This is a genomic window from Pararhizobium mangrovi, from assembly GCF_006516965.1.
Taxonomy (GTDB): domain Bacteria; phylum Pseudomonadota; class Alphaproteobacteria; order Rhizobiales; family Rhizobiaceae; genus Pararhizobium_B; species Pararhizobium_B mangrovi.
This window is the reverse complement of record NZ_VHLH01000067.1, coordinates 1-842: the sequence shown is the minus strand read 5'-3', so window position 1 is coordinate 842 and position 842 is coordinate 1. Positions and strand designations below refer to the sequence as shown.

The 842-nt window shown below is 62.5% G+C and carries 1 protein-coding gene; it reads left to right on the top strand.

What is annotated here, in order from left to right:
- The first annotated feature begins 75 nt into the window (after positions 1 to 75).
- A protein-coding gene (locus FJU11_RS18195; protein WP_141168489.1) for an IS5 family transposase occupies positions 76 to 842 on the top strand; the annotation gives its coding sequence in 2 pieces (ribosomal slippage) (positions 76 to 400 and positions 400 to 842; 768 coding nt in all).

Sequence of the window (842 nt, the reverse complement as noted above, 5' to 3'; positions counted from 1 at the left end):
TAGGATCTGTACTCATAAACGGGATTCCGTTTGAGGCTGGATCGTGATTCAAAGATCCTCGAGGAGGAGCTTTGAATGGCCCGTTTCGACCTTACGGACTGGGAGTGGGCGCTGATCGCGCCGTTGCTTCCCAACAAGCCTCGTGGAGTGGCGCGGGCGGACGACCGGCGCGTCATAAGCGGGATTTTCTACATTTTGCGCACCGGCTCGCCCTGGCGCGACCTGCCCGAGCGCTACGGCCCCTATACGACGGCCTACAACCGGTACAATCGATGGGCCAAGGCCGGCATATGGCTGCGAGTGTTCGAGGCTTTGGCAGCTGCATCGCCGCAATCGATGCAGTTGATCGACAGTTCCATCGTGCGCGCCCACCAGCATGCCGCCGGCGGTAAAAAGGGGGTCCGGATCACGCCATCGGCCGTTCCCGTGGAGGACTGACCAGCAAGATCCATGTCGTCGTCGACGAGAAGGGACTGCCGGTCCGTCTCGCACTCACGGCGGGACAGGCTTCCGACAAGGCCTCCGCACCCGGCCTGCTGCAAGCCCTTCCGGCCGCCTCCATCGTCGTCGCCGACCGCGGCTATGACTGGCAACACCTGATCGATCTGGTCCGTGAGCGCGGCGGGAAGGCGCACATTCCGACCCAGCGCGACCGCAAGGTCCAGCGGTCGGTCGATCCAGCCATCTACCGCAAGCGCAACCTCGTCGAACGCTTCTTCTGCAAGCTGAAGCACTTCCGCAGGATCGCGACGCGCTACGACAAGCTGGCAAGGAACTTTCTCGCCGCCGTCGCTCTCGCATCGGCAAGACTGTGGATGCGAACTTATGAGTCCACTACCTAG